Below are 22,509 nucleotides of genomic sequence, written 5' to 3' on the forward strand. Positions count from 1 at the left end.
CCGGCGTTCCCCCACGCCGCGTTCCGTACACTTGACGCTCGTGGTTGCCGATCAGATCCATCTCGTGCGGCACGGCGAGGTGTTCAACCCCGACCGGGTCCTCTACGGACGACTCCCGAACTTCCGGCTCTCGGATCTGGGCCACCGCATGGCCCGCTCCGCCGCCGACGACCTGCTCGAGCGCCGGCGCCACGTCACGGCGCTGATCGCGTCGCCGCTCCAGCGCACGCAGGAGTCCGCGCAGCCCATCTCGCAGGCGTTCGAGCTCGAGATCCGCACCGATGAGAGGGTGATCGAGCCGAGCAACCGCTTCGAGGGGAAGTCCCTCGCCGCGCGCAGCTCCGCCCTGCGGAACCCCAAGCACTGGCCCTGGCTCCGCAACCCCTTCGAGCCCAGCTGGGGCGAGCCGTACCTCTCCATCTCGGCGCGGATGTACGCGGCGATCGAGTCGGCGTGGGAGAGCACGGAGGAGGGCGACGCCGCGATCGTCAGCCACCAGCTCCCCATCTGGACGGTCCACCGCGCCCTCGCCGGCGAGCGCCTCTTCCACGATCCGCGCAAGCGCCGCTGCGCGCTCTCGAGCATCACGACCCTCGAGCGGCGCGGGGACGGCTTCGTCGAGGTCGGCTACTCCGACCCGGCCGCCGGCCTGCAGGGCCTGGCCACCGACGTGGGAGCGGTCTGATGCGCCGGACGGGGCGGCTCCGCGCAGCGGGCGTCCTCGCGCTGGCCGCCGCGCTCGCGCTGACGGGCTGCTCCGAGGATCCGCTCGCCGACCAGTACCGCAACGGCAGCAACAAGGGCTACATCTCGGGGGACGGCACCGTCACCGAGATCGCCGCCGCCGACCGGGACGACCCCATCGTCTTCTCCGGCACCGACGAGACCGGCGCCACCATCGACTCCGCCGACCTCGCCGGGCAGGTCGTCGTCGTCAACTTCTGGTACGCCAGCTGCGCCCCGTGCCGCGCCGAGGCCGCTGACCTCGAGACGGTGAACACGGAGTTCGCCGACAAGGGCGTGTCGTTCGTCGGCGTCAACGTGCGCGATCAGGCCCCCACCGCGGCCGCCTTCGCCGAGACCTTCGGGCTCGGCTACCCCTCCATCGTCGACACCGACTCGTCGGTGCAGCTCGCCTTCACCGGCACCGTCCCGCCGAACGCCGTGCCCACGACGCTCGTCCTCGACAGGGAGGGGCGCGTCGCGTCGCGCATCCTCGGCCAGCTCCAGGAGGCGTCGATCCTCTCGACCCTCGTGGGCGACACGCTCGCCGAGGGGGAGTAGCGGCGTGGGCGACATCGTCGTCAGCGGTCAGCTCCTGCTGGCCGTGCCGATCGCGCTCCTGGCCGGGCTCGTGTCCTTCGCGTCGCCCTGCGTGCTCCCGCTGGTGCCCGGCTACCTCGCCTACGTCGGCGGATTCACCGACGCCGACGAGCGCGCGGCACGCGGACGCCGCCGGGTCGTGCTGGGGGTGCTCCTCTTCGTGCTCGGATTCTCGCTGGTGTTCGTCCTCTACGGGGCGGCGGCGGGCACGGTCGGCTTCTGGCTGCGCCAGTACACCGACCTGATCACCCGCGTCCTCGGGCTCGTCGTGATCGCGATGGGGCTCGTCTTCATCGGGCAGTTCTCGTTCCTCCAGCGCACGCTCCGACCCGGGATCCGTCCCGCCACCGGGCTGATCGGAGCGCCGCTGCTCGGCATCGTCTTCGGCGTCGGCTGGACGCCCTGCCTCGGCCCGACGCTGAGCTCGATCCTCGCCCTCAGCTACGGCGTGGGCTCGCCCTGGCGCGGCGCCCTCCTCGCCCTGGTCTACTGCCTCGGCCTCGGCATCCCCTTCCTCCTCGTCGCCTTCGGCTTCAGCTGGGTGACCAGCACGCTCGCCTTCGTGAAGCGCCACATCCGCGTGGTCAACATCCTCGGCGGCGCCGCCCTCGTCCTGATCGGAGTCCTGATGGTCACGGGCATCTGGAACACCCTCGTCTACGGATCCCTCTCGGCGGTGATCGATGGCTTCCAGCCGGCGATCTGAGCCCGAGGAGAGCACGCGCCGCCCCGACGAGGCCGCGCAGCGGAGGACGGACGCCTCCTTCCGCCCCGCCGACCACTACGACTCCGACGGCACCGTCACGCAGCCGGCGCTCGGGTTCACCGGCTGGCTCCGGTGGATGTGGCGCCAGCTCACCAGCATGCGCACGGCGCTGTTCCTTCTGCTGCTGCTGGCGATCGCGGCGGTCCCCGGATCGCTCGTGCCGCAGCGCTCCTCCGACCCCAACGGCGTGACCCAGTACTTCGTCGACAACCCCGACCTCGCGCCCCTGCTCGACAAGGTGCAGGCGTTCGACACCTACACCTCCGCCTGGTTCTCGAGCATCTACCTGCTGCTGTTCATCTCCCTGATCGGCTGCATCGTCCCGCGCACGCGCCACCACTTCCAGGCGATGCAGTCGCGGCCGCCGCGCACCCCCGCGCGCCTGCAGCGCCTCGCCGGCTACACCGTCCGCGAGGTCGAGGGCGCGACGGAGGAGGAGGCCGTCGCCTCCGCCCACTCCGTCCTGCGCCGGGCGGGCTACCGCGTCGAGCGCTACGACGACCCGCGCGGCCGCTGGTCGAGCGTCTCGGCCGAGCGCGGCTACCTCCGCGAGACCGGCAACCTGGTCTTCCACTCCGCCCTGGTCGGCATCCTCGTCGCCGTCGGAGTGGGCGGCGGATTCGGCTACAGCGGGCAGCGCGTGCTGGTCGAGGGCTCCCAGGGGTTCGCGAACAACCTCGCGGCCTACGACTCCTTCAACCCCGGCCGCTTCTTCGACAGCAGCCAGCTCGACCCGTACCAGCTGACCCTCGACAGCCTCGACGTGAAGTACGAGGAGCAGAACCAGTCGGCGCTCGGCCAGCCCGTCGACTTCACCGCGAACGTCACGACCTCCGAGCGCGGCGGGGGCACCGAGGACCGCACGATCAAGGTCAACGACCCGCTCGCGATCGGCGGCACGAACGTCTACCTCCTCGGCAACGGCTACGCCCCGACGATCACGGTCCGCGACCCCTCGGGCCGGGCGATCTTCACCGACTCGGTGCCGTTCCTCCCGCAGGACGCGAACCTGACCTCCGTCGGCGTCGTGAAGGTGCCGGACGGGCTCTCCGAGCAGCTGGGCCTCACAGGCTTCTTCTACCCGACGCAGGACACGCTGGCCTCCGGGGCGTCGACCTCGATCTTCCCCGACCTGCAGTACCCCGTGCTCTCGCTGAACGTCTTCGCGGGCGACCTCGGCCTCGACGGGGGAGTGCCCACATCCGTCTACGTGCTCAACACCGACTCGCTGACCCGGCTCACCGGCGGCACCACCGGCGTCGCGCCGATCACCCTCAAGCCCGGCGACACGGCCGAGCTCCCGAACGGGCTCGGCAGCGTGACCTTCGACAACACGGGCGCCGACCCCACGCGGATCGGCACCGACAGCGTCAAGCGCTTCGCCTCGTTCGACATCCACCACGACGCGACCCAGGGCTGGGTGCTGCTCTTCGCGATCCTCGTGCTCGCCGGACTCCTCACCTCGCTGTTCGTCCCGCGGCGCCGCGTATGGGTGAAGGCGACCGCTCAGGACGACGGCGGCCTGCTCCTCGAGTACGCGGGACTCGCCCGCGGCGAGGACCCGCAGCTGGTGCGCGCCGTTCGGACGATCGCCGACCGGCACGCCCCGCTCGACTGACCCGGCTCCAGGACGCGCCGGAGGCCCCTCCACAGGCGCCGCCCGGCTGGGCAGGGGCCGAGTCTGTGCAAGCGCGAAGGGGCGGGCGGGGCGGCGAGCGATTACTCTGAGGAGGTGATCGCGACCCTCTCGCAGTACTCGGTGCTGTGCCTCTCCTCCGCCATGGGCATCTACGCCATGGCGTTCGTCTTCTTCGCGATCGACCTCGCCCGCCGCGCCTCCCTGGCCGACGGCGAGTCGATCGAGGTCGTGCAGGAGGCGGAGCGCGTCGCCTCCGCGGCCGCCGCCGACCGCGCGGCCAGCGGCAAGGCCACCGTCGCCGCCGCAGGCTCCGGACGCACCGCGACGCTCTCCCGCATCGGCAGCCGCGTCGAGGACGAGGTCTACCGCGCCCCCGCCCGCTCGAAGACCATGCGCATCGGGTTCTCGCTCACGCTCCTCGGCTTCGTGCTCCACCTCGGCGCGACCGTCCTCCGCGGCGTCGCCGCCGGCCGCGTCCCCTGGGCGAACATGTACGAGTTCTCGATGACCGGGACGCTCATCATCATCGGCGTCTTCCTCGCCGTCCAGCTGCGCTGGGACCTCCGCTTCCTCGGAGCGTTCATCACCGGCCTCGTCCTGGTGCTCCTCGGCATCGCGACCGTCAACTACTACGTCGCCGTCGTCCCGCTCCCGCCGGCACTCCAGTCCTACTGGCTGGTCATCCACGTGCTCGTCGCGATCCTCGGCACCGCGTTCTTCGCCCTCGGCTTCGCGCTCTCGGTCACCCAGCTCCTCCAGGCCCGCCGCGAATCCTCCGGCGACAGCCCCCGCTCGGTCCTCCGCTTCCTGCGCACCCTGCCCAGCTCCCTCACCCTCGAGAACCTCGCCTACCGCGTCACGATCCTCGGCTTCATCCTCTGGACCTTCACGCTCATCGCCGGCGCCGTCTGGGCCGAGAAGGCCTGGGGCCGCTACTGGGGCTGGGACACCAAGGAGGTCTGGACCTTCATCATCTGGACCATCTACGCCGGCTACATCCACGCCCGCGCCACCCGCGGCTGGCGCGGCACCCCCTCCGCCTGGCTCGCCATCGTCGGCTTCGCCGCCGTCATGTTCAACTTCGGCGTCGTCAACGTGTTCTTCAAGGGACTCCACGCCTACTCCGGCCTCGACACCGGCATGTAATCGGGTCGGCGGGGCCTGGTGGGGCCCCTCGCGGCGTTGTCGGCGACGAACGTAGCGCCGCTACGCCCGACGCCTCCGCCTTGCGATCGACCCCACCAGGCCCCGCCGACCGCCCACCAGGACACGCTTTGAGGACGGCTCCGCTTCGCGGTCGCCGCGGGGGGCCTCCGCGTCGCGGTCGGGTCTGGCCGGGCTCCGCTTCGCGGTCGGGTCCGGGTGGGCTCCGCTTCGCGGTCGGGTCCGGGTGGGCTGCGCTTCGCGGGAGGCCCGCGGAAACGGGGGTCGACGGAACATGCTGATCGGGTAGCGCGCGCGGCGCGCGTATCGAGATCCCATGGCGCGAACGCGGGGAGCGGGCCGATCGAGTTCTCGCAGATGGACGCGCAGGGGGCGGTGCCTGCTGATCGAGTAGTGCGCGGAGCGGGCGTGTCGCGCACAGGGGGCACGGGCGGGCTGCGGGCGGATTCGTGCCTGTCGGGTGGCGGTGGTGGACGTCGGGGGCGACGGCGGACGGGTCAGACGGCGGTGACGATGTCGATGAGGTGGGGGGCGAAAGGGGCGTCGAGGGCGAGGACGATGCGGGTGCGGGCGTCGGAGGGATGGACGCCGCGGTAGATGCCGCGGAGGTCGGCGACGGTCTGGCCGCGGCCGGGGCCGTGGGTGGCGTCGACAGTGACGTGGACGCGCGGGGCGGAGGTGAGGGCGACGGCGTCGACGGCGATCGCGGCGGCCATCGGGTCGTGCATGGCAGCGGTGCGCTCGCCGAAGTGGCCGACGTAGAAGTCGAAGTAGAAGTCGAGCGCCTGCCCGATGGCCTGCGCGAGGGGATCGGGCGACGCGAGCAGGACGGCGCGGTCCTCCTCCGCCAGCAGGTGCCGCATGGTCACGTCCAGGGGCACGAGCGTGAGATCCCAGTCGGCCGCGACGACCTCGGCGGCGGCCGCAGGGTCGTGCCAAATGTTGGCCTCCGCCACGGCGGTCACGTTGCCGGGGACCAGCGCGGCTCCGCCCATCACGGTCACCGAGTGGACGAGGGACGCGATCTCCGGGTGCGCACGGAGGGCGAGCGCGAGATTCGTCAGCGGGCCGATCGCGACCAGCCGCAGCTCGCCCTCGTGCTCACGAGCGAGACGGAGGAGGAGGTCGGCCGGATCCTCGTCGACCGGCTCGCCGCCCTCGGGCAGCGCGACCCCGCCGATGCCGTCGTCGCCGTGCACGTGCGGAGATCCGCCGGCGTAGTCCTCCTCGAGGAAGTGGTGCGCCCCCACGGCGACCGGCACGTCGTCGCGGCCGGCCAGCGCGAGCAGGCCGAGGCTGTTGACGGCGGCCCGGCGGGCGTCGGTGTTGCCGCTGACCGTGCTGATCCCGACGAGGCGGGCCCGGGGCGAGCGGAGGAGGTACGCCAGGGCGAGCGAGTCGTCGATGCCGGTGTCGCAGTCGAGGAAGACGGGGACGGTCGATGCGCTCACGGGGCTCCGATGCTCGAGGGTGGGGGACGCGTCGGGCACCGGCGGCCGACGCTCCCATTCTGCCGCTCCTCGGACGCGGCGCCCGCCGCCGACGATCAGAGCAGCGCGTAGGAGTCGCGGAGCCGCGCCCGCCACCAGGCGAGCCGCTCCGGCGACACGGCGTGACGGGAGAGGAGCTCCTCCGAGACCTCCACGCGGCCGACGGGGATGCTGCCGTCGACCGGCCGCAGCGGCCGCTCCGTGACGTCCGCGGCGAGGAGGGACGCGGTGCCGAGTCCGCAGTCGAAGGGCAGCTCGGGGAGCGCCGCGGCCAGGGCGGCGCCCATGGCGAGTCCGACCGAGCTGTCGATCGCGCTCGAGACCACCGCCGGCAGCCCCGCCTCGGCGACGAGCGCCAGCGCCCGGCGCGTCCCGCCGAGCGGCTGGGCCTTCACGACCAGCAGGTCCGCGGCTCCGGACCGGGCGACGGCGAGCGGATCGGCGGCCTTGCGGACGCTCTCGTCGGCGGCGATCGGGATGCCCATGTACTTCACCCGGTAGCGCAGCTCCGCCAGCTCGTCGACGCTCGCGCACGGCTGCTCGACGTACTCGAGGTCGGACTCCGCGAGGGCGTGGACGGCGTGCTCGGCCTCGTCGAGGTTCCAGCCGCCGTTCGCGTCCACGCGGATCCGGCCCTCCGGACCGAGCAGGCGGCGGACCTCGACGACCCGGGCCACGTCGTCGGCCAGCGTCTGGCCGCGCTCGGCGACCTTCACCTTCGCCGTGCGGCAGCCGTGGTAGCTCGCGAGCACGGCGGCGACCTCGTGCGGTGCGACGGCCGGGATGGTCGCGTTCACCGGGATGCGGTCGCGCAGCGGTGCCGGCTGCTCGCTCCAGCCGTAGTCGATCGCCGCCCGGAGCCACGCCGCCGACTCCTCTGCGCCGTACTCGAGGAAGGGCGAGAACTCGGTCCAGCCCTCGGGGCCGCGCACGAGCGCGATCTCGCGGTGGTCCACACCGCGGAAGCGGGTGCGCAGCGGCAGAGCGACGACGCGGAGTCCCGCGTCGATCTCGCCGAGGGAGGGGAGCGGGGAGGCGGGCACGACGTCGTCCATCCGGCCATTGTCCACCGGCCGGGGCGACGCGGCGGTCACCCGGGCGCAGGAGGTCGGCGACGCGCGCGCAAGCCCCCGGGGTCCCTCCTCCGAGCGCCCGCCGAGGTGCCAGACTGACGAGGCTGCCGTTGGAGTCCGGAGGAGTGCGATGAGCCAGATGCCGATGAGCCCGCCGCCCGCGCCCGCCCCGGGCCCGACGCAGGGCTCCGTCCCCTCCCGCCGCCCGCTCGGCAGGGGCGCCTGGATCGCGCTGGGCACGAGCCTCCTCGTGGGCGTCGTCTACACCGGCGTGCTCGGCACGCTCGTCGCCGTCGGAGTGGGCGGCGCGCTCGACTCCGCCGCCGGCAGCGCGTCGACGAGCGCTCCGTCCGAGCCGTTCGGCGACCCGACGGACGACCCGTTCGGCAGCGGGGACCCGTCCGATCCGCTCTACGACTACCCCGGCTACCAGGACGGCGACGCCGCGACGATCCTCGGCCAGCCGTCCGCGGAGGACGTGCGCGCGAGTGCCGAGAAGGCCGTCGCGGCCGTCGAGGGCGCCGTCCCCGAGGAGTGGACCTCGGCCGACGACGAGTACTACGAGCAGTCGCAGAACGCCTACGGCGGGCCCTCCCTCCTCTACGACTACATCTCGGCGACCGAGTACGCCGCCGCCGACGTCTCGACCGACGCCGATAGGCAGGCGGCGGTCGACCGCTTCACCGCAGCGCTCTCGCCCCTCGGCTTCGACGACGTCGAGGTGGCCGACACCCCCGAGGAGTGGTCGGAGGCGGGCTACGAGCTCGACGGCGACCTCTCGGACGAGGAGGCCTCGGCCGCGCTCTGGATCGTCACCGCCCGCTCCTCCGCCGACCTCGTGCCCGCGATCGAGCTGGGCCTCGTCGACCTCGACGCCGATCCGACCGGCCTGGTCGCCGACATGCTCGACGGAGTCGGCCTCTCGCCGGACCCGCAGGGCGCGTTCCTCGCCGGGTACGCGAACGGGGTCCTGCAGGACGAGGACCGCGGCGAGTTCACCGACCGCCTCGAGGAGTACGGCGGAGTCGCCGCGACCTGACCGGGCGTTACAAGCAAGCCCGTCCGCCCGCAAGCCCGAATCGGCGCACCGCCCGCGCCCTACGGTGAGGGGATGGCTGCACCCCGCTCGACCAGGCCCCTGCGCGACTACGCCGCGATCGGAGACGGTCGCACGGTCGCCCTGATCGCGAAGGACGGCAGCGTCGACTGGATGCCCGTCCCGGACCTCGGCTCCACCCCCGCCTTCGCCGCCCTGATCGACGCCGAGTCCGGCGGCTGCGTCGAGCTCGCCCCCGAGGAGCCCGCCGAGGTCTCGCGCGCCTACATCCGCGACACGAACGTCCTCGAGACCACCTTCACCACCGAGTCGGGCACCGTCCGCGTGACGGACGCGCTCGTCACCGGGATCGCGGGCCGCCTCCCGTGGGCCGAGCTCGCGCGCCGCGTGGACGGTGTCGACGGCGAGGTGCGGATGCGCTGGGCCGTGCGTCCCGGAACGGGACTCGGCCGGTTCTCCCCGTGGATCCAGAACGCCGACGGCCGCTCGCTCATCCGCGCCGGAGACATCACCATCGGCGTCACCGGGCAGGAGCACGGGCCCGACGGCGACGACGCGCCCTCCGGCGCCGGCGACGAGCTGACGGGCTCCTTCGTCGTGACCGCGGGGAAGGACGCCGTGCGGCACGTCCTGGTCGTGTCGGCCACGCATGACGAGCCGCTGCACTTCCCGGTCGCGAAGAACGTCGACCGCGGCATCGACCGCACCATCCGCAGCTGGCAGGACTGGTCGGAGGAGTTCTCCTACGACGGCCCGTGGTCCGAGGCCGTCCAGCGCAGCGCCCTCGCGCTCAAGCTGCTGATCTACTCGCCCACAGGAGCCATCGCCGCGGCCGCGACCACGTCGCTCCCGGAGTCGCCCAACGGCGGCAAGAACTGGGACTACCGCTTCGCCTGGGTGCGCGACGCCGCGTACACGATGCACGCGCTGGTGCGCTTCGGCCTGCGCGAGGAGACGCACGCCGCGCTGTCCTGGCTCCTCCGCACGATCAAGGAGCACGGGCCGGATCTGCACATCTTCTACGGACTCGACGGCTCCATGCCGACCGTCCTGGAGGAGTTCGACGTCCCGGGCTACGCCGGCATCGGCCCGGTCGTCGCCGGCAACGCAGCGCAGAGCCAGCTGCAGCTGGGCGTCTTCGGCGACCTCTTCGACATCTGCCGCATCTACGTCGACGAGGGCAACGTCCTCGACATCCAGACCGGCCGGCTCCTCGCCCGCGTCGCCGACACCACCTGCGACCTGTGGCGGAACCGCGATGCGGGCATGTGGGAGCTGGAGGAGGAGCAGCACTACACCTCCTCGAAGATGGGCTGCTGGCAGGCGCTCGACGCGGCCGTGCACCTGGCGGAGCTCGGCCAGGTCGCGGGCAGCCCCGACCGATGGCGCTTCGAGCGCGACCGCATCCGGGAGTGGATCGAGGAGCACTGCTGGTCCGAGGAGCTCGGCTCCTACGTGATGTACCCGGGCAGCGAGGAGCTGGACGCCTCGGTGCTCCTGCACGCGCCCAGCGGCTACGAGCGCGGCGAGCGGATGATCTCCACCATCGACGCCCTGGTGAAGGAGCTCGGCCGCGGCGCGCTGCTGTTCCGCTACTCCGGCATGGAGGGCGAGGAGCACCCGTTCGTGGCCTGCTCGTTCTGGCTCGCGTCCGCCCTGGCCTGCGTCGGTCGGCACGACGAGTCGGTCGCCCTGATGGACGAGCTCGTCGCCACGGTCCCGAACGACGTCGGGATCATGTCCGAGATGATCGCGGTCGACGACCTGGCCTTCTGGGGCAACCTGCCGCAGGGGCTCAGCCACCTCGCGCTGATCAACGCGGCCATCACCATCGAGGAGCTGGCGCCGGAGAAGGTCGGCCGCGCGTAACCCCGCCGACGGCGTCCGCGCAACCCGTTGAGGGCCGGCTCCGAGGGGCGTAGACCGGTACCACCCCCTCGCACCGCACCCACAAGGAGCACCTCAGCATGGATCTCGGCATCAGCGGCCGCATCGCCCTCGTCACCGGAGGCGACTCCGGCATCGGCCTGGCCACGGCGCAGCTCCTCCTCGCCGAGGGCGCGACCGTCGTGATCACCGACAAGGACCAGGCGGAGCTCGACCGGGCGGCGGCCGGGCTCGACGCTCCGGAGGGCCGCCTGCACGCCTTCGCCGCCGACGTCACCAGCACGGAGCAGCTCGCCGAGCTGCACCGCCGCGTGGCCGGAGCGGTCGGCGCGATCGACATCCTCGTGCAGTGCGCCGGAGTCACGGGGGCGCAGGGCCTCTTCCACGAGATCGACGACGAGGGCTGGACCAGCACCCTCGAGGTCGATCTGCTCGGGCCTGTGCGGCTCGTGCGCGAGTTCCTCCCCGACCTCCGCACCGGAGGCTGGGGCCGGCTCGTGCTCACCGCCTCCGAGGACGCCGTGCAGCCCTACGACGACGAACTGCCCTACTGCGCCGCGAAGGCGGGCGTCCTCGCCTTCGCCAAGGGCCTCTCGCGCTCCTACGCGCAGGAGGGCCTGCTCGTGAACACGGTCTCGCCCGCGTTCATCCGCACTCCGATGACCGACGCGATGATGTCCAAGCGCGCCGAGCAGAGGGGCACCTCGGTCGACGAGGCGATCTCGTCCTTCCTCGACGAGGAGCGGCCGTACATGGAGCTGAAGCGCCGGGGCGAGGCCGAGGAGGTCGCAGCCGTGATCGCCTTCCTCTGCTCCGACCGCGCCTCGTTCGTGAACGGCTCGAACTACCGCGTCGACTCCGGATCCGTCGCCACGATCTGATCCCTGCAACCACGGGCCCCGCCCAGCGCGCGCACCCCGCGCGTGCGGGCGCCGTCCAGCCGAAGAAGCCAGACTCGGGGCGGGACACCGCACCCGGCACTGCAAGAGAAAGGAACGGTCCATGACCACCACCCTCGAACGCCACGTCGAAGCCCCCGCGGGCTCCGGTGCCAAGACCAGCCGCCGTCAGAACGCCGAGAAGGGCTTCAAGGCCTCCAAGGAGCTGCTCGACAGCCTCCAGATCGTCCTCGTCGACCTGATCGAGCTCCACGTCCAGGGCAAGCAGGCCCACTGGAACGTCGTCGGCAAGAACTTCCGCGACCTCCACCTGCAGCTCGACGAGATCATCGAGGCCGCGCGCGAGTTCAGCGACGACATCGCCGAGCGCATGCGCGCCCTCCACGGGATCCCGGACGGCCGCAGCGACACCGTCGCCGCGACCACCACCCTCCCCGAGTACCCGCACGGCGAGATCGACACGGCCGAGACCGTCGACCTGGTCACGATCCGCCTCGAGAACACCGCCGCCACCATGCGCGAGGTCCACGACCAGGTGGACGAGGAGGACCCGACCAGCGCGGACCTCCTCCACGCGATCATCCAGAGCCTCGAGCAGTACGCCTGGATGGTGTCGGCCGAGAACCGCACCACCTCCGCCGCCAAGTAGGGGCGAGCACCGGCAAGGGGACTCCGCGTCAGCGGGGTCCCCTTCCGTCTGCCCGAGCGGTGTCGAGTCGCCGTGCAGTCCGGATCAGTAGGGTCGTGACATGAGCACGCAGGTCTCCGAACTGTTCGACGCGCACCGCTGGGCGGCCGTCGACGGCTTCGACGCACTCGAGGACATCACCTACCACCACGACCGCTCCGGCCGCATCGCGCGGGTCGCGTTCGACCGGCCCGAGGTCCGCAACGCGTTCCGGCCGCGCACGGTCGACGAGCTGTTCCGCGCCCTCGAGGACGCCCGGACGAACCCGCGCATCGGCGTCGTCATCCTCACCGGCAACGGCCCGAGCCCGCGCGACGGAGGCTGGGCCTTCTGCTCCGGGGGAGACCAGCGGATCCGCGGCCGCGACGGCTACCGGTACTCCGACGGCGAGACCGCCGAGGGCATCGACTCCGCGCGGAACGGCCGCCTGCACATCCTCGAGGTGCAGCGCCTCATCCGCTTCATGCCGAAGGTCGTCATCGCGGCCGTCCCCGGCTGGGCCGCAGGAGGCGGGCACTCGCTCCACGTGGTCTGCGACCTCACCCTCGCCTCCGCTGAGCACGGGCGCTTCAAGCAGACGGACGCCGACGTCGGCTCCTTCGACGCGGGCTACGGCTCGGCGTACTTCGCCCGCCAGATCGGGCAGAAGGCCGCGCGCGAGGTGTTCTTCCTCGCGCGGGAGTACTCCGCGCAGCGCGCCTACGAGATGGGCGCCGTGAACGCGGTCGTCCCGCACGCCGAGCTCGAGACGACCGCGGTGGAGTGGGCCGAGACGATCCTCACCAAGTCGCCCACGGCCATCCGGATGCTGAAGTACGCGTTCAACGCCGTGGACGACGGCCTCGTGGGCCAGCAGCTCTTCGCGGGCGAGACCACGCGCCTCGCCTACGGCACCGACGAGGCCGTCGAGGGACGCGACTCCTTCCTCGAGAAGCGCGAGCCCGACTGGTCGCCGTTCCCGTGGCAGTTCTGAGCCGGAGGGCACGCAGGTGACCCGCCCGCTCGCCGGTGTCGACGCGACGGTCGAGACCGTCCTCCTCGCTCTTCGCGCGGCCCTGGACGGCAGCGGCCCGGCGATCCGCGTCTCCGCCCCCGGCGCTGCGACCGCCTCCGAGGATGCCGTCGTGCCGCAGCGCGTCGCCGCCGTCGTCGAGACCTCGGGCTCGTCGGGGCCGCCCAAGCGGGTCGCGCTCTCGACAGCGGCCCTGCTCACCAGCGCCTCCACGACCCTCGCCGAGCTCGGCGGGCCGGGACGCTGGCTGCTCTGCCTGCCGACGCACTACGTCGCGGGACTGCAGGTGCTCGTCCGCTCGCTGACCGCGGAGGCCGACCCGGTCGTCCTCCCGGCCGGCGGCTTCGACGCGGCGGCCTTCCTCGCTCTCGCTCGGACGATGCCGGCGGGGGAGCGGCGGTACTCCTCGCTGGTCCCCGTGCAGCTCGCGCGGCTGCTGGACCTCGCCGAGCGCGATCCGGCCGCGGCCGAGGCGCTCCGCTCGTTCGACGCGCTCCTGATCGGCGGCCAGGCGACGCCGCAGCCGTTGCGGGACCGCGCCGCCGCCCTCGGTGCGCGCATCCGCCTGACCTACGGATCGAGCGAGACGTCCGGCGGCTGCGTCTACGACGGCGTCCCGCTCCACGACGTGCGGATGCGCGTCGAGGACGGGCAGGTGCTGCTCGGCGGCCCGACCCTCGCGGAGGGCTACCTCGACGCCGACGGCGCGATCGACCACGAGCGCAGCGCCTCCGCCTTCCTCGAGCTCGACGGGGAGCGCTGGTACCGCACGGGCGACGCGGGGTCGATCGTCGACGGGCGCCTCCGGGTGACCGGTCGGCTCGACCGCGTGATCGTGTCGGGCGGGGAGAAGGTGTCGCTCGACGCCGTCGAGGCCGTGCTGCGCGAGGGGACCGTCCCCGACGCGGTCGTCGTGCGGCGGGCGGACGAGCAGTGGGGCGAGGTCCCGGTCGTCGTGACGGCGGAGGAGGCTCCCGCGCTCACCGACCTGCGCGCCCTGATCGCCGACCGCCTCGGGCGCGCCGCCGCTCCCGCGGCCGTGCTGCCGGTCGGCCGCATCCCCCTCCTCGCCTCCGGGAAGCCCGACCGCCGCGCCCTCGAGGTGCTCGCCGAGCAGGCCTGACCGGCTCCGAGCGTCGACGGGCCGGTGGGTAGGATTCCCTCCGTGTCGAGTACGAGTCGCAAGAAGAAGTCCTCCAGCGGCCGCCCCGGGGGCAGCCCGCGAGCGGTCGTCGTGAAGCCCGCCGGTCCCCGCGAGTGGATCGCCGGCGCCCGCCTCCGCACCCTCCCGCTGGCCGTCGCCCCCGTGCTCATCGGCACCGGAGCGACCCAGGTCGTCGACGAGGGCTGGCACTGGGTGCGCGCCCTGCTCTGCCTGGCCGTCTCGCTCGCCCTGCAGATCGCCGTCAACTACGCCAACGACTACTCCGACGGCGTGCGCGGCACCGACGCCAACCGCGTCGGACCCTCGCGGCTGACCGGCTCCGGAGCGGCGAAGCCCCGCCAGGTGCTCACCGTCGCCCTGGTCTTCTTCGGGATCGCGGCCGTCGCCGGCCTCGTGCTCACCGCCCTCTCGGGGCAGTGGTGGTTCCTGATCGTCGGCGCGGCGGCGATCGCGGCCGGCTGGTTCTACACCGGCGGACGCCGCCCCTACGGCTACCTCGGGCTCGGCGAGCTCTTCGTCTTCGTGTTCTTCGGCCTGGTCGCCACCGTCGGCACCACGTTCGTGCAGATCGGCCGCACCAACCAGGAGTCGTGGCTCGGCGCCGTGGCGGCGGGCCTGTTCGCCTGCGCCGTGCTCATGGTCAACAACATCCGCGACATCCCGACCGACCGCCTCTCGGGCAAGCGGACCCTCGCGGTCCTCGCGGGACCGGCCGTGTCCCGCGCGATCTACACGGGCTTCGTGCTGATCCCGTTCGGCATCGCGGTGATCCTCGCGCTGTTCTACCCGCTGGCATGGCTGACGCTCTTCGTGCTTCTGATGATCCTGCCGGCCATCCTGATCACCCTGACGGCGAAGACGGCGAAGGAGCTCATCCTGGCGCTGCAGCTGACCAGCCTGGGCGGGCTCGCCTACGCGGTCATCCTCGGGGCGGCGCTGGCGTTCTAGAGCGGCGGCTCGCACGAGGCGGGCTCGGGTGGGGCGGGTTCGGAGGAGACCGGCTGATGCGCGCCGGGCCTGGTGCGAGCGGGCGCGCGTCCGAGGGGAGCCCTCGCCGGCGGGAGCGCCCGGCTCAGCGGTCGTCGCGGGTCGCGTCGACCGCGGCGTCCTCGACGTCGTCGTCGGTCGGAGCGCGCGGGACGTCCTTGCGGCGCTCGTAGATCGCCTCCGCGATGCGCTCGCGGGGCTTCCTCAGCAGGATGTACGAGAGGGACAGGCTCGCGATCGCGGCGACGAAGCCCGCGGTGACCGCGGCCGTCAGCTCCGAGTCGACGAAGGTGCGCGCCGGCAGGTACACCAGCACGAAGACGCCGGCGAACATCGCCAGGCGCAGGAGCGAGTAGACGACGACCGCGCGGCTCAGTTTCACCGGGACAGTGTACGTCGGCCCCTGCACGCGCTTCCGTGAGCACCGTGGGAGCCTCCTGTCCAGCGTCCGTGCGGACCCTCCCCGACGGGGGTGCCGGACGTAGACTCGTGTCCATGATCCGCCTCGTCATCGGCCTGCTCGTGGCCCTCGCCGTCTTCACGGTCTACACCGTGATCGACGTCGCGATGAGCAACCGTCACGCCGTGCGGGCGATCCCGAAGTGGTCCTGGCTCCTGGTGGTGCTGATCCTCCCGGTCATCGGTGCGGGACTGTGGTTCTGGATCGGCCGTCCCCGCAAGCAGCGCGCCGCCGGCCGCCGCTACACCGCTCCGGACGACGACCCCGACTTCCTCGGCACCCTCCGCACCGAGCGCGACCCCGAGGAGGAGCGCCTGCAGGCAGAGCGCATCGCCCAGCTCGAGCGCGACCTCGCCGACATGGACGAGCAGGGCGAGGCCGACGGCCCCGGCCGCCGGGATGCCTGAGCACCGGCCGGTCGCCCCCTCCACCCGATTCGCGGTCGACCTCCTCACCCGCTTCGTCGCGCTCGGCGTCCGCGACGTCGTCGTCGCTCCGGGCTCCCGCTCGCAGGCGCTCGCCCTGGTGGCGGCCGAGCTCGAGACCCGCGGCGACGTCCGGCTGCACGTGCGGATCGACGAGCGCTCCGCGGGGTTCCTGGCGCTGGGCCTGGCCCTCGAATCCGGGATGCCGGCGCTCGTGATCACGACCTCCGGCACGGCGACCGCGAACCTGCACCCGGCCGTGCTCGAGGCGGACGCCTCGGACGTGCCGATGATCGTGCTGACCGCCGACCGGCCCGACGAGCTGCGCGGCATCCGCTCGAACCAGACGGCCGAGCAGCGCGAGCTGTACGGGCGTGCCGTGCGGCTGTTCGAGGACGTCGCTGCTCCGGACTACGCCTCCCGGCCCGAGGACGCGCGTGCGCTCGCCGATCGTGCCGTCACCGCGGCGCGCCGCGGGCCGGTCCACCTGAACCTCTCCTTCCGCGACCCGCTCTCCTCCGCTCTGCCCGACATGGAGGGGATCGAACCGGTCTCGTCGCCCGCTGTCGGATCCGGGATCCCGCGTGCAGTCGTGACCGCCAGTCCCGGTGAGCCGCTCACGGTCGTCATCGCCGGGGACAAGGCGGGCGCCGCGGCCGAGGAGATCGCTCGCGCCGGCGACTGGCCGCTGCTGGCCGAGGTCTCCTCCGGCGCCCGCTTCGGACCGCAGCTCGTCGTCGCCTGGCGTCGCCTGCTCGGCGAGCCCGACTTCGGCGGACGCATCCGCCGGGCGATCGTGCTCGGACACCCGACGCTCTCCCGCGAGGTCCCCGAGCTGCTGCGGCGCGAGGACGTCGAGGTGATCGTCGTGGACGCCGTGCGCGAGCAGTTCTACAACCCCGGCCGGCGCGCCCGCCGCGTCGGAGGCGTCGACGTGGTCCGCCCCGAGGGGTCGCCGCGTCCCGAGCGCGGCGAGCGCGCCTGGGCCGGATCCTGGGTGTCCGCGAGCCGCGCCCTGACGCTCGACCCCGACGAGCTGGACGAGGTCCCCGACGCCGGGTCGATGTCGGTCGAGGACCGCCGCGGCTACGCGCGCAACGCCCTCGCCGCGATCAGGGCACCGCTCACCCGCGACTTCGTCGTCGCCGCGGTCTGGAAGGTCACCTGGCCGCACGACCGGCTGCTGTTCGGAGCGTCGCGGCTGATCCGCGTCGCCGACGGGACCCTGCCGGGCAAGCGGATATCCGTCCTGGCGAACCGCGGCCTCGCCGGCATCGACGGCACGATCTCGACGGCTCTCGGGATCGCGGTGGCTTCGCAGGCGACCGAGCAGGGAGCCGGCGGAGTCACCCGGGCGGTCCTCGGCGATCTCACTCTGCTCCACGAGGCCGGCGGCCTCCTCCTCCCGCCCGGAGAGCGACGCCCGCGCGTGCAGCTCGTCGTCGTGAACGACGGGGGCGGCACGATCTTCGACGGACTCGAGGTCGCGTCGAGCTCGCATCCTGATGCGTTCGACCGCGTGCAGTTCACCCCGCAGAACGCCGATCTGGAGGCTCTCGCGCGCGCCTACGGGTGGGGCCACCGTCGTGCGGCGACGCGCGGCGAGCTGGAGCAGGCGCTGACCTCGCCGGGTGACGGGCCGGGCATCGTGGAGATCCGGCTCGAGCGCTGAGTCCGCACGGGTCCGGTCGGTCGGTCCTCCACAGGTCGTCGTCGGACGCTGTTCTCCCGGGGACGCCTCGTTCGAGCTCCGCAGCTCGTCTGCTGCTGCTTCGCTGGAGGCATGGCTGATGCGGAGACGGTGCGAGGAGAGGTCCTCGCCCTCGGCGACCGGGCGGCGGCGCTCGCGAGGAGCGCCTCCCCGGTGCTCCTGACCGCGGCGGAGGCGCTGCACGCGGGACACCGCGCGGCGCTGACCTGTCCCGACGCGTTCGCCCGAGGCTCCTCGACGGACAGCAAGGATGCGACGGACCTCGTCGAACGGTCGATCCGAGCGGAGTTCGCCGTCGCCCTCGGGGTCTCCGAGCGCACCGCCGCCAGGGAGCTGCTGCACGCCTCGCTCCTGATGGAGGAGCTGCCGCGGACCCGCTCCGCGCTCGCCGACGCCAGGATGCGCTGGGAGGCCGGCCAGCTCGTCTGCTCCGTCGCGGCGACCCTCCCGGCAGCGGCGCGCGCGGCCTACGACGACCGGGCCGTCGACCTCGCGGAGACGCTGACCCCGGGGCAGCTGCGCCACGCCCTCGCGCGGGTGCGGGAGGAGCTGCACGACGAGCCCCTCGCCGAGCGGCACGCTCGCGCCCGCGAGGACCGCCGGGTGTGGATGACAGCCGGGATCGACGGCATGGCGACGGTGTGCGCGCACGTCCCCGCGCCCGAGGCCGTCGGAGCGCTCGCCCGGCTCGACCGCATCGCGAGGGATCTGCGAAACGGCGCCGAAGGGGACCGCGATCTGCGGACGCTGGCGCAGCTCCGCGCCGACGCGTGGGCCGACCTGCTCTGCCACGGGGACGTGGCGTGGACCACTCCGGAGGGAGCCGCGGCGCCCTCGACCGGGCCGCGGGCCGAGGTGAGAGTCACGGTGGCGGCGAGCACCGCCGCAGGTGACGACGAGGCGGCCGCCGAGCTCGACGGCTACGGGCCGATCCCCGCCGAGGCGGTGCGAGCGCTCATCGACGACGCCGCCGCCTTCACTCCCGTGCTGATCGACGAGGAAACCGGCGCGGTCGTCTCCGTCGGGCGCCGCCACCGCCTCCCGCCGCCGAGGATGAGGCTGCTGGTCCGCCTCCGCGACCAGACCTGCCGCTTCCCGGGCTGCACCCGGCCGGCGTCCTCGACGGAGACCGACCACAGCGTCGAATGGCGGAACGGGGGAGAGACGACTCCCGACAACCTCGCCTCCCTGTGCGTCGCCCACCACCACGTGCGCCACGGCGACCGCTGGACGTATCTGCTCCATCCGGACGGCACAGCGGACTGGACCACACCGACCGGCCGCCGGGTGACGACCAGACCGCCGGCGCTGCCCGGGCGTCCGCCGGTGGGCGCAGGACGACGGCCGGGGGTTCCCCGGCTCGACGGGGACCGGGCGGGGTAAGCGGCGGGTAGCCGACGGCTTCAACGATTCCCGACGTGCGTCAGGCCAGAGCGTCGGTGATCGGGCGGAACTTCATGCGGGTCTCGGCGAGCTCGGACTCGGGAACGCTGTCGGCCACGATGCCGGCGCCCGCCCAGGCCGTGACCGCGCCCTCGGCCGTGACCTCGGCGCTACGGAGTCCGACGGCCCACTCGCCGTCGCCGTTGCCGTCGATCCAGCCGACGGGTCCTGCGTACCGACCGCGGTCGAAGGGCTCCAGGTGCTCGATGAGCGCAAGGGCGTCGGCGGTCGGAGTGCCGGCCACTGCCGCGGTCGGGTGAAGAGCATCGACGAGATCGAGCGCGCTGGAGGAGTCGCCCAGAATTCCTCGCACGTCCGTCGCGAGGTGCCAGAGATTCGGCAGGCGGAGCGTGAACGGGGTGGCGCCCGCCGTCAGCTCCCGTGTGTGGGGCTCGAGTTCCCGGACCAGACTGGCGAGAGCGAAAGCGTGCTCCGAGCGGTCCTTCGGACTCTCGAGCAGAGCGGCCTCCACGTCCGCGTCGGCGAGGGGATCCTCGCCTCGCGCGGCCGTGCCGGCCAACACCCTCGCCGAGATCTCGCCCCGATCGACCGCGACCAGCGTCTCCGGACTGGCGCCGAGGAATCCGTCCACGGCGAAGCCCCAGCAGTCCGGGTACCGCTCGGTGAGCGCACCCAGCATCCGACGCAGGTCCGCCCCCGGCGGGAGCCGCCCCTGCAGATCGCGCGCGATCACGACCTTGGACAGCTCGCCCGCCCGGATCGTCTCCACCGCGGCAGCGACCGCCGCGCGGTACTCGTCGGGCGACAGCGCACCCGGCGAGAGCGGCACGTGGTACGCCGCCCCCAGCGGCTCCTCGCCCGGCGTATCCGGTCCCTCCGCCTCGCCGATCGTGATCCGCGTCAGCCATGACCGGCCGTCGCGCGTCCCGATCACGGTGCGCGGCACGATCAGCACGCTCGTCGCCTCGGATCGGCTCGAGAAAGCGAAGGTCCCGAACGCGACCAGCCCCGTCCCGGGCAGTCCGACCCGGTCCTCCACCGTCGCCGCGTCGCAGAGCCGACGCCAGGCCGCCGCCGCATCCCGCAGCCGTTCCGGGCCCGAGAACTCGAGGCGCAGGGCCTCGCCGCGTCCGCTGAGGCCGGCGCCGTCGCGCTGCCAGAGGAGGGGCCGCCTCGGGTCGGAGTGGGAGAGGAGCGACGGCGGAGAGTCCAGTGGAGTCGTCTCCGCACGCAGCAGGGGGGTTCCAGCGCCGATGAGCGTCACCTCAGCAGGGTACGCCCGCGCCAGAGGATGAAACGTCCCATGCCGCGGGGCTCGGGGCGCAGGGCTCCGTTGCTACCGTGATCCGGTCCGGGGCCGCCGCGCGAGGCGGAGCGGGGCGGTCCCGGCGCTTCCCCAGGGGGGGAGCGCGCCGACCGGGCGCGGGACGGCGGATGCACAGCCGCCGTCCCTCGTCTCGCCGTAGACTTGCGGATCGTGACGAAGGCAGACCTCACCAAACGGCCCGACGAGGTCGCCTCGATGTTCGACACCGTGGCTCCCGCCTACGACCTGGTGAACGGACTCCTCTCGGTGGGGAACGACCGGCTCTGGCGGATCGCGACAACGCGCGCCGTCAACCCTGCTCCCGGTGAGCGCATTCTCGACATCGCGGCCGGCACCGGAACGTCGAGCGCGTCGCTGGCGCGGTCGGGCGCCCAGGTCGTCGCAGCCGACTTCTCCCCGGGGATGATCGCCGTCGGCCGTCGCCGCCAGGCGGGCAACGACCGGATCGAGTTCGTCCAGGCCGACGCGATGGACCTCCCGTTCGAGGACGAGTCGTTCGACGCCGTGACCATCTCCTTCGGTCTGCGCAACGTGGCCGAGCCGAGGACGGCGCTCGCCGAGTTCCTGCGTGTGCTGAAGCCCGGCGGCCGGGTCGTGATCTGCGAGTTCTCGACTCCGCCGATCGCTCCGCTGGCCGCCGCGTACGACTTCTACCTGTCGACGGTCATGCCCGCCGTCGTGCGCCTCGCGTCGTCGAACAATCCTGCGTACGACTATCTCGGCGATTCCATCCGGGCCTGGCCGGAGCAGAGCGTCGTCGCCGCCTGGCTCCGCGCGGCGGGCTTCGAGCGCGTGGCCTACCGCGATCTGACCGCTGGCATCGTGGCGCTGCACCGCGGCGTCAAGCCGATCGCGGCGACCCGATGACGACCGGGGTCCGCACAGGCCGAGACGTTAGGGTTTCCCTGTGAACGCCACTGCGCCCGTCGCCCGTCGCAGCCCGTCTCTGACGGCGCAGCTCGGCCTCTCCGAGCGCATCTTCTCCTCCTCGTCGGACCGGGCTCTCGCCCGCACGATCGACGCGGGTCTGGAGCAGGTCGAGGAGGGTCTCGTCCGGCAGCTGTCCTTCGCGGACGCCGTGGCCGACGTCTCCACCCGGTACCTCCTCGAGGCGGGCGGCAAGCGCGTGCGCCCGATGCTCACCCTCCTGGCCGCGTCGCTGGGCCGCGGCAACACGCCGCAGGTCCTGCTCGGTGCGCAGGCGATCGAGATCACGCATCTCGCATCGCTCTACCACGACGACGTCATGGACGAGGCGGAGAAGCGCCGCGGCGTCCCGTCGGCGCAGACCGTGTGGGGCAACAACGTGGCCATCCTGACGGGCGATCTGCTCTTCGCCCGCGCGAACCAGCTGATGGTCGAGCTCGGAGACAAGGCGATCCGGCTCCAGGCCGACACGTTCGAGCGGCTCGTCCTCGGGCAGCTGCACGAGACGGTCGGCCCGACCGACGGCGAGGACCCGGTCGAGCACTACCTGTCCGTCCTGGCCGACAAGACCGGGTCCCTGATCGCCGCGGCGGGCCGCACGGGAGTCGCGTTCTCGGAGGCTCCGGAGGAGTACGAGGAGGCCATGCGCGTCTTCGGCGAGAAGATCGGCGTCGCGTTCCAGATCGTCGACGACGTCATCGACCTCTCTCCCCAGCCGGAGGAGACCGGCAAGAACCCCGGCACGGACATCCGCGCCGGCGTGTCGACGCTGCCGATCCTGCGCCTGCGCGAGCGCGCCTCCTCGGACAGGGACGCCGCGGCTCTCCTCGCCCGCATCGAGAGCTATGTGAGCCGCTCGAACGACGCCATCGCGCACACGGAGGAGCAGAGCGCCGACATCTCGGACGCCATCGCTCAGCTGCGCGATCACGACGTCACCGCGCAGACCCTCGCCGAGGCCCACCGGTGGGCCGACGAGGCCGTCGCCGCCCTCGCTCCGCTGCCCGACGGCTCCGTCCGCAAGGCGCTGACGCGCTTCGCCGACACCGTCGTCGAGCGCAACGGCTGACCCCGATCGTCGCGGCGCGCCCTGCGCCGCAGGAAT

The 22,509-nt window shown here is 72.9% G+C and carries 21 protein-coding genes; 17 read left to right on the plus strand and 4 right to left on the minus strand.

Going from position 1 to position 22,509, the window contains the following annotated elements; all coding sequences use genetic code 11:
* Positions 1 to 40 precede the first annotated feature (40 nt).
* The 5 genes from C5D09_RS03000 (at position 41) to ccsB (ending at position 4,874) form a co-directional block, all read left to right on the plus strand.
* The gene (locus tag C5D09_RS03000; protein ID WP_104224864.1) at positions 41 to 685 is read left to right on the plus strand and encodes a histidine phosphatase family protein; all 645 of its coding nucleotides are present in this window, start codon (positions 41 to 43) and stop codon (positions 683 to 685) included.
* A complete protein-coding gene (locus C5D09_RS03005; protein WP_104249773.1) occupies positions 685 to 1,284 on the plus strand; it encodes a TlpA disulfide reductase family protein in 600 nt (199 codons plus the stop codon). Before C5D09_RS03000 ends, C5D09_RS03005 begins: the two co-directional genes overlap by 1 nt.
* A gap of 4 nt (positions 1,285 to 1,288) precedes the next feature.
* Complete coding sequence (locus C5D09_RS03010) at positions 1,289 to 2,029, plus strand: cytochrome c biogenesis CcdA family protein (protein ID WP_244230512.1); 741 nt, start codon at positions 1,289 to 1,291, stop codon at positions 2,027 to 2,029.
* Positions 2,007 to 3,707: a cytochrome c biogenesis protein ResB gene (locus C5D09_RS03015; RefSeq protein ID WP_104268577.1), complete on the plus strand. Its 1,701-nt coding sequence runs from the start codon at positions 2,007 to 2,009 to the stop codon at positions 3,705 to 3,707. Before C5D09_RS03010 ends, C5D09_RS03015 begins: the two co-directional genes overlap by 23 nt.
* Positions 3,708 to 3,869: 162 nt before the next feature.
* Positions 3,870 to 4,874, plus strand: a complete 1,005-nt coding sequence (ccsB, locus tag C5D09_RS03020; RefSeq protein WP_104224871.1) for a c-type cytochrome biogenesis protein CcsB — start codon at positions 3,870 to 3,872, stop codon at positions 4,872 to 4,874.
* 515 nt (positions 4,875 to 5,389) lie between these two features.
* On the opposite strand, the gene C5D09_RS03025 is transcribed toward ccsB, so the two are convergent.
* Positions 5,390 to 6,343 carry a nucleoside hydrolase gene (locus C5D09_RS03025; RefSeq protein WP_104268614.1) on the minus strand — a complete coding sequence of 318 codons (954 nt, stop codon included), beginning with the start codon at positions 6,341 to 6,343 and terminating at the stop codon, positions 5,390 to 5,392.
* Between the two features lie 95 nt (positions 6,344 to 6,438).
* Positions 6,439 to 7,437 (minus strand): o-succinylbenzoate synthase, encoded by a 999-nt coding sequence (locus tag C5D09_RS03030; RefSeq protein WP_104260465.1) that lies wholly within the window; start codon positions 7,435 to 7,437, stop codon positions 6,439 to 6,441.
* 148 nt (positions 7,438 to 7,585) lie between these two features.
* Here C5D09_RS03030 and C5D09_RS03035 point away from each other — a divergent pair, with 148 nt between their 5' ends.
* The 7 genes from C5D09_RS03035 (at position 7,586) to C5D09_RS03065 (ending at position 15,111) form a co-directional block, all read left to right on the plus strand.
* A complete protein-coding gene (locus C5D09_RS03035) occupies positions 7,586 to 8,494 on the plus strand; it encodes a hypothetical protein (RefSeq protein WP_104268578.1) in 909 nt (302 codons plus the stop codon).
* 72 nt (positions 8,495 to 8,566) lie between these two features.
* Complete coding sequence (locus C5D09_RS03040; RefSeq protein WP_104247930.1) at positions 8,567 to 10,381, plus strand: glycoside hydrolase family 15 protein; 1,815 nt, start codon at positions 8,567 to 8,569, stop codon at positions 10,379 to 10,381.
* 98 nt (positions 10,382 to 10,479) lie between these two features.
* Positions 10,480 to 11,280: an SDR family NAD(P)-dependent oxidoreductase gene (locus tag C5D09_RS03045; protein ID WP_104225910.1), complete on the plus strand. Its 801-nt coding sequence runs from the start codon at positions 10,480 to 10,482 to the stop codon at positions 11,278 to 11,280.
* Positions 11,281 to 11,401: 121 nt separating this feature from the next.
* On the plus strand, positions 11,402 to 11,947 hold the full coding sequence (locus C5D09_RS03050; RefSeq protein WP_104223596.1) for a Dps family protein: 546 nt from the start codon (positions 11,402 to 11,404) through the stop codon (positions 11,945 to 11,947).
* Positions 11,948 to 12,047: 100 nt separating this feature from the next.
* Positions 12,048 to 12,959, plus strand: coding sequence for a 1,4-dihydroxy-2-naphthoyl-CoA synthase (locus C5D09_RS03055; RefSeq protein WP_068255374.1), 912 nt, complete (start codon positions 12,048 to 12,050; stop codon positions 12,957 to 12,959).
* A gap of 16 nt (positions 12,960 to 12,975) precedes the next feature.
* On the plus strand, positions 12,976 to 14,121 hold the full coding sequence (locus C5D09_RS03060) for an AMP-binding protein (protein WP_104268579.1): 1,146 nt from the start codon (positions 12,976 to 12,978) through the stop codon (positions 14,119 to 14,121).
* A gap of 42 nt (positions 14,122 to 14,163) precedes the next feature.
* Positions 14,164 to 15,111, plus strand: coding sequence for a 1,4-dihydroxy-2-naphthoate polyprenyltransferase (locus C5D09_RS03065; protein WP_374953116.1), 948 nt, complete (start codon positions 14,164 to 14,166; stop codon positions 15,109 to 15,111).
* Positions 15,112 to 15,235: 124 nt separating this feature from the next.
* Here the strand turns inward: C5D09_RS03065 and C5D09_RS03070 are convergent, their stop codons facing one another.
* A complete protein-coding gene (locus C5D09_RS03070) occupies positions 15,236 to 15,532 on the minus strand; it encodes a DUF4229 domain-containing protein (RefSeq protein ID WP_104239140.1) in 297 nt (98 codons plus the stop codon).
* A gap of 113 nt (positions 15,533 to 15,645) precedes the next feature.
* Between C5D09_RS03070 and C5D09_RS03075 the strand changes: the two genes are divergently transcribed.
* The 3 genes from C5D09_RS03075 (at position 15,646) to C5D09_RS03085 (ending at position 19,129) form a co-directional block, all read left to right on the plus strand.
* Positions 15,646 to 16,017: a PLD nuclease N-terminal domain-containing protein gene (locus C5D09_RS03075; RefSeq protein ID WP_104225908.1), complete on the plus strand. Its 372-nt coding sequence runs from the start codon at positions 15,646 to 15,648 to the stop codon at positions 16,015 to 16,017.
* Positions 16,010 to 17,707 carry a 2-succinyl-5-enolpyruvyl-6-hydroxy-3-cyclohexene-1-carboxylic-acid synthase gene (gene menD, locus C5D09_RS03080; RefSeq protein WP_104268580.1) on the plus strand — a complete coding sequence of 566 codons (1,698 nt, stop codon included), beginning with the start codon at positions 16,010 to 16,012 and terminating at the stop codon, positions 17,705 to 17,707. Before C5D09_RS03075 ends, menD begins: the two co-directional genes overlap by 8 nt.
* 111 nt (positions 17,708 to 17,818) lie before the next feature.
* The gene (locus C5D09_RS03085) at positions 17,819 to 19,129 is read left to right on the plus strand and encodes an HNH endonuclease signature motif containing protein (protein ID WP_104268581.1); all 1,311 of its coding nucleotides are present in this window, start codon (positions 17,819 to 17,821) and stop codon (positions 19,127 to 19,129) included.
* Positions 19,130 to 19,169: 40 nt separating this feature from the next.
* On the opposite strand, the gene C5D09_RS03090 is transcribed toward C5D09_RS03085, so the two are convergent.
* Positions 19,170 to 20,414: an isochorismate synthase MenF gene (locus tag C5D09_RS03090; RefSeq protein ID WP_374953799.1), complete on the minus strand. Its 1,245-nt coding sequence runs from the start codon at positions 20,412 to 20,414 to the stop codon at positions 19,170 to 19,172.
* 213 nt (positions 20,415 to 20,627) lie between these two features.
* On the opposite strand from C5D09_RS03090, the gene ubiE reads away from it, so the two are divergent.
* Both ubiE and C5D09_RS03100 read left to right on the plus strand, forming a co-directional pair.
* Entirely contained in the window at positions 20,628 to 21,344 is a 717-nt protein-coding gene (gene ubiE, locus C5D09_RS03095) for a bifunctional demethylmenaquinone methyltransferase/2-methoxy-6-polyprenyl-1,4-benzoquinol methylase UbiE (protein ID WP_104226060.1), read from the plus strand.
* Between the two features lie 40 nt (positions 21,345 to 21,384).
* Positions 21,385 to 22,473, plus strand: a complete 1,089-nt coding sequence (locus C5D09_RS03100; protein WP_104233415.1) for a polyprenyl synthetase family protein — start codon at positions 21,385 to 21,387, stop codon at positions 22,471 to 22,473.
* Positions 22,474 to 22,509 lie beyond the last annotated feature (36 nt).

Source organism: Rathayibacter sp. AY1C9, from assembly GCF_002932315.1.
Classification (GTDB): Bacteria; Actinomycetota; Actinomycetes; order Actinomycetales; family Microbacteriaceae; genus Rathayibacter.

What these genes read in the sequence shown, in the direction of transcription:
- C5D09_RS03075 (WP_104225908.1), top strand. Translation starts at nt 15,646, where the DNA reads ATGATCCGCCTCGTCATCGGCCTGCTCGTGGCCCTCGCCGTCTTCACG.
- C5D09_RS03055 (WP_068255374.1), top strand. Translation starts at nt 12,048, where the DNA reads ATGAGCACGCAGGTCTCCGAACTGTTCGACGCGCACCGCTGGGCGGCC.
- C5D09_RS03045 (WP_104225910.1), top strand. Translation starts at nt 10,480, where the DNA reads ATGGATCTCGGCATCAGCGGCCGCATCGCCCTCGTCACCGGAGGCGAC.
- C5D09_RS03050 (WP_104223596.1), top strand. Translation starts at nt 11,402, where the DNA reads ATGACCACCACCCTCGAACGCCACGTCGAAGCCCCCGCGGGCTCCGGT.
- C5D09_RS03035 (WP_104268578.1), top strand. Translation starts at nt 7,586, where the DNA reads ATGAGCCAGATGCCGATGAGCCCGCCGCCCGCGCCCGCCCCGGGCCCG.
- ccsB (WP_104224871.1), top strand. Translation starts at nt 3,870, where the DNA reads ATGGGCATCTACGCCATGGCGTTCGTCTTCTTCGCGATCGACCTCGCC.
- C5D09_RS03040 (WP_104247930.1), top strand. Translation starts at nt 8,567, where the DNA reads ATGGCTGCACCCCGCTCGACCAGGCCCCTGCGCGACTACGCCGCGATC.
- C5D09_RS03030 (WP_104260465.1), bottom strand. Translation starts at nt 7,437, where the DNA reads ATGGACGACGTCGTGCCCGCCTCCCCGCTCCCCTCCCTCGGCGAGATC.
- C5D09_RS03085 (WP_104268581.1), top strand. Translation starts at nt 17,819, where the DNA reads ATGGCTGATGCGGAGACGGTGCGAGGAGAGGTCCTCGCCCTCGGCGAC.
- C5D09_RS03015 (WP_104268577.1), top strand. Translation starts at nt 2,007, where the DNA reads ATGGCTTCCAGCCGGCGATCTGAGCCCGAGGAGAGCACGCGCCGCCCC.
- menD (WP_104268580.1), top strand. Translation starts at nt 16,010, where the DNA reads ATGCCTGAGCACCGGCCGGTCGCCCCCTCCACCCGATTCGCGGTCGAC.
- C5D09_RS03005 (WP_104249773.1), top strand. Translation starts at nt 685, where the DNA reads ATGCGCCGGACGGGGCGGCTCCGCGCAGCGGGCGTCCTCGCGCTGGCC.